4 protein-coding genes and 1 rRNA gene are annotated in these 4,146 nt (G+C 73.0%); 4 read left to right on the top strand and 1 reads right to left on the bottom strand.

The features are described 5' to 3' along the window. Nucleotides 1–9 precede the first annotated feature (9 nt). From rrf to GSF22_RS31470, 3 genes are all read left to right on the top strand, one after another. Nucleotides 10–126, top strand: a 5S ribosomal RNA gene (gene rrf / locus GSF22_RS31480). 987 nt (nucleotides 127–1,113) lie between these two features. Beyond that, complete coding sequence (locus tag GSF22_RS31475; protein ID WP_439957833.1) at nucleotides 1,114–2,022, top strand: tetratricopeptide repeat protein; 909 nt, start codon at nucleotides 1,114–1,116, stop codon at nucleotides 2,020–2,022. Then, on the top strand, nucleotides 2,019–3,056 hold the full coding sequence (locus GSF22_RS31470) for an HAD-IIA family hydrolase (RefSeq protein ID WP_208817550.1): 1,038 nt from the start codon (nucleotides 2,019–2,021) through the stop codon (nucleotides 3,054–3,056). Before GSF22_RS31475 ends, GSF22_RS31470 begins: the two co-directional genes overlap by 4 nt. Before the next feature lie 29 nt (nucleotides 3,057–3,085). Here GSF22_RS31470 and GSF22_RS31465 read toward each other — a convergent pair whose 3' ends face one another. Then, on the bottom strand, nucleotides 3,086–3,424 hold the full coding sequence (locus GSF22_RS31465; RefSeq protein ID WP_208817551.1) for an SCP2 sterol-binding domain-containing protein: 339 nt from the start codon (nucleotides 3,422–3,424) through the stop codon (nucleotides 3,086–3,088). A 110-nt stretch (nucleotides 3,425–3,534) separates the two neighbouring features. On the opposite strand from GSF22_RS31465, the gene GSF22_RS31460 reads away from it, so the two are divergent. After that, the coding region (locus GSF22_RS31460; protein WP_244454488.1) for a phasin family protein at nucleotides 3,535–4,146 on the top strand (612 nt) is incomplete at its 3' end.

Genomic DNA, 4,146 nt, shown 5'->3' with positions numbered 1-4,146 from the left:
CGATAGGGTTACGGCGGTCATGGCGGAGGGGAAACGCCCGGTTACATTCCGAACCCGGAAGCTAAGCCTTCCAGCGCCGATGGTACTGCACTCGGGAGGGTGTGGGAGAGTAGGACGCCGCCGGACAACTTTTCAGTCGAGGGCCGCCCCGGAAGGGTCGGCCCTCGACTGCGTAGCGCCGTTTGAGGCGCAATCAGGAAGGATGTACCTGTGAGTTCAGAACCGCAGGGCGGAGACCGCTTCCGTCGCGACGACGACCGTTCGGGCCGGGCCGCCGGCCCGCGCCGCGAGGACCGCGCGCCCTACCGGGGTGACCGTGCCCCCCGGGGTGGCAGCAGCGCAGACCGGGGCGGCTACGCCGGAGGCGGCCAGCGGGGTACCGGCCAGAGCGGTGACCGCGATCGCCGGACGGGTGACCGCGACTGGGCCCCTCGCCGGGACGACTCCCGTGGTGGCGGTTTCCGTTCCGGTCCGCGTGAGGGTGGTTTCCGTCGCGACGATGGCGACCGTCGTCAGGGTGGTTTCGGTGGCGACCGGGATGGTCGTGGCGGGGACCGTCAGGGCGGTTTCCGGTCGGGGCCGCGTGAGGGTGGTTTCCGTCGGGACGGCGACGATCGTGGTTTCCGGGGTCGTGACGGTGGTCCGCGTGAGGGCGGTTTCCGGTCGGGTGATCGGGATGGTGGGTTCCGTTCCGGTCCGCGTGAGGGCGGTTTCCGTCGCGACGGTGATGACCGTCGTCAGGGTGGTTTCGGTGGCGACCGGGATGGTCGTGGCGGGGACCGTCAGGGCGGTTTCCGGTCGGGTCCGCGTGAGGGCGGGTTCCGTCGGGACGGCGACGACCGTCGTCAGGGCGGTTTCCGTTCGGGTGATCGGGATGGTGGATTCCGTTCCGGTCCGCGTGAAGGTGGGTTCCGTCGCGACGGTGATGACCGTCGTCAGGGCGGTTTCCGCTCCGGGGACCGCGATGGTGGGTTCCGCCGTGACGGGGACGACCGGCGGTTCCGGGGCCGCGACGAGGGCCGGCCGGACCGGGGGGACCGGACGCCGCCCCAGAACGCCGAGACCGCCCCGGTACTCGCGGACGACATCGTCGCGAGCGATCTCGACACCGCCGTGCGGGCCGAGCTGCTGTCGCTGGCGAAACCGGTCGCGGAGACCGTCGCCCGGCACCTGGTCGCGACCGGGCAGCTGATCGACGAAGATCCGGCCGAGGCGCTGGCGCACGCCCTCGCCGCCCGACGGCTCGCCTCCCGGATCGCTGCGGTCCGTGAGGCGGTCGGGCTGGCCGCGTACCACGCGGGTGAGTGGCAGACCGCCATCGCCGAGCTGCGGACGTACCACCGGATGAGCGGGCAGCAGACCCACCTCGCGGTGCTCGCCGACTGTGAGCGGGCCCTGGGGCGCCCGGAGCGGGCCATCGACCTGTTCCGGGGAGCCGACCGGGCGACCCTCGATCAGGCGACCGCCATCGAGCTGCTGATCGTCGCCGCCGGAGCCCGGACCGACATGGGGCAGGGCGACGCCGCGGTGGCCATGCTCCAGGTACGCGAACTCACCGGTGAGGCCACCGAGCCGTGGGCCGCCCGACTGCGGTACGCCTACGCGGACGCGCTGCTCGCGGTGGGCCGACGTGAGGAAGCACGGGAGTGGTTCTCCCGGGCTGCCGACGTCGACGAGGCTGCGGAGACCGATGCCGCCGAGCGCCTGCTCGAACTCGACGGTGTCGTCATCGAGGGCGACGACGAGGAGGAGGAGGGGGAGGAGTCGACGGAACCGGCCGACGACGAACCCACCGCGACCGGCGACGAGCCGGAAGCGGACTCCGCCGAGCCCGCCGCCACGATCGCCGAGGACGAGCCGGAAGCGGACTTCGCCGAGCCCGCCGACGCGTCAGCCGGCGACGAGCCCGCCGACGACGGAGCGGCACAGGAGCCCGTCGCGGTGGAGTCGACCCCGGAGCAGCCGGTGGACGGGGAGACCCGCCAGGTCGGTGACGACCGGTCGGAGTCGGACCAGCGGTGAACGACACGGCACCGGGTGGGTTGGTCGACCGGTACGACCTTGTCGTCTTCGACCTGGACGGCGTGATCTACCTGATCGACCAGCCCATTCCCGGTGCGGTGGACGCGGTCAGCCGGCTGCGCCAGCGGGGCAGGCGGATCGCGTACGCCACGAACAACGCCTCCCGGCGATCCGGCGAGGTGGCCGACCTGCTCACCGGGATGGGCGTACCGGCCACCCCCGACGAGGTGCTCACCTCGGCTGCTGCGGCGGCGGAGGTACTGGCGGACCGGTTGCCGGCCGGTGCGGCCGTCCTCGTGGTGGGAGCCGACGCGCTCCGTGCCGAGGTACGGGCCGCCGGGCTGCGGCCGGTGGCCCGCGCCGACGACGAACCGGCGGCGGTGGTCCAGGGGTACGGCCCGCAGGTCGGCTGGGCCGACCTGGCGGAAGCCTCGCTGGCGGTGCGCGCCGGGGCGTACTGGGTGGCCACCAACACCGACCGGACGCTGCCGAGTGCGCGGGGGCCACTGCCCGGCAACGGTGCACTGGTCGCCGCGCTGGCCACCGCGCTGGGACGGCAACCGGACCTGGTGGTCGGCAAACCCGAACCGGCCCTGTTCCGGACCGCCGGGCACCGTACCGGCGCGATCCGGCCACTGGTCGTCGGGGACCGGTTGGACACCGACATCGCCGGCGCGGTCGGGGCCGGTCTGGACAGTCTGCTGGTCCTCACCGGGGTCAGCGGGGTCGCCGACCTGCTCGACGCACCGGCCACGATGCGCCCCACGTACGTCGCGTTCGACCTGGCCGGTCTGACCGACCCGGCACAGGTGGTGGCCGTACCCGATGGGAAACGTGCCGGGGACGGCGCCGCGCCGACGGGGTGGACGGTGACCCGCGACGGCGCCGTGATCCGGCTGTCCGGTGCCGGTGATCCGCTGGCGGCGCTGGCGCTGCTCTGCGACGCGGCCTGGTCGGGCGGGTCGGTGTCGACGGTGACGGCCGACTCCGACAACGCGCGGGAGGCACTGCACCGGTTGCAGCTGGCCGGCTGACCGCACTGCGGTCGGCCCGGGGGCGAGCCCTACAGCAGCTTGCGGAGCTTCATCAGGTCGAACGGGTTGGCCTTGACCGAGATGCGGCGGGCGGCGAGCGCCCGGGCGACATCCAGCTCCCCACGGGTCAGCGCCAGCAGGTCGTCGCTGGCGATGTGCAGGGCGATCTTCGCTTTCGGGTCGTCGCCGTCGGCGAGGTCCACCAGCCGGCCACCGGTCAGTCGACCGTGGAAGGCGGTGTCCAGGTCGGTGACCCGGCAGGCGAGGGTGCGGTCCAGGTCGACCCGGTCGCGGACCCGGTCGGCGTTCTGGGCCATCCGGTCGGCGAGATCGTGCAACGCCTGCCGGCACTCGTCAACGCTGGCCACCATCGCCCCCTCTTCGAACATCACGTCCGTTTCCGGCACGGTACCTCACCGGGACGTCGGGGGTGCCCGGTAGCGTGACAGTGCACATCCGCCCGCGAAAGGATTCCGGTATGCAGGACGCCTGGCGTGCCTACCTGGAGTTGGCCCTCGGGTTGACCGAGGCACCACGGAAGAAGGCCCAGACCGTCGCGCGGAAGCTGGTCGGCACCGGTGGTGCGACTGCGGCGCAGTTCCAGGCGCTGGTCGAGGAGATGGTGTCCACCGGTCTGGCCAACCGGGAGGCGCTTACCAAGATCGTCCGATTCGAGGTCGACCGTGCCCTGGGCGCCGTGGGTCTGGCCACGGCGGACGAGGTGGCCGAGCTGACCGGGCGGGTCCGCCAGCTTGAACGGGAACTGCGCGAGGCGACGGCAGCGCGGGCGACGGCGGAATCCGCCGTACCGTCCACCGGTGCCGGACCGACCGGCCCGGCGGCCGGCGGGACCGTCGCGAAGAAGGCCGTAGTCGCCAAGAAGGCCGTCGCGAAGAAGGCCGTCGCGAAGAAGGCGGTGGCCAAGAAGGCCGTGGCGGAAGCGGCCGGAGCGGCCGGGGAAGCCACGGCCGAGCCGACCGCGTCGACCGGGACGGGGCGTCCCGCCACCGGTAAGCGGGTGGCCGCGCGGAAGCTGCCCGTACCGGCGGCCAAGAAAGCCGCCGACCGGAAGCGGCAGGCCGGTGGGGAG

The organism is Micromonospora echinofusca (assembly GCF_017614955.1).
GTDB lineage: Bacteria > Actinomycetota > Actinomycetes > Mycobacteriales > Micromonosporaceae > Micromonospora > Micromonospora echinofusca_A.
The sequence above is the reverse complement of the archived record's forward strand: the minus strand, read 5'-3'. Positions and strand labels throughout refer to the sequence as shown.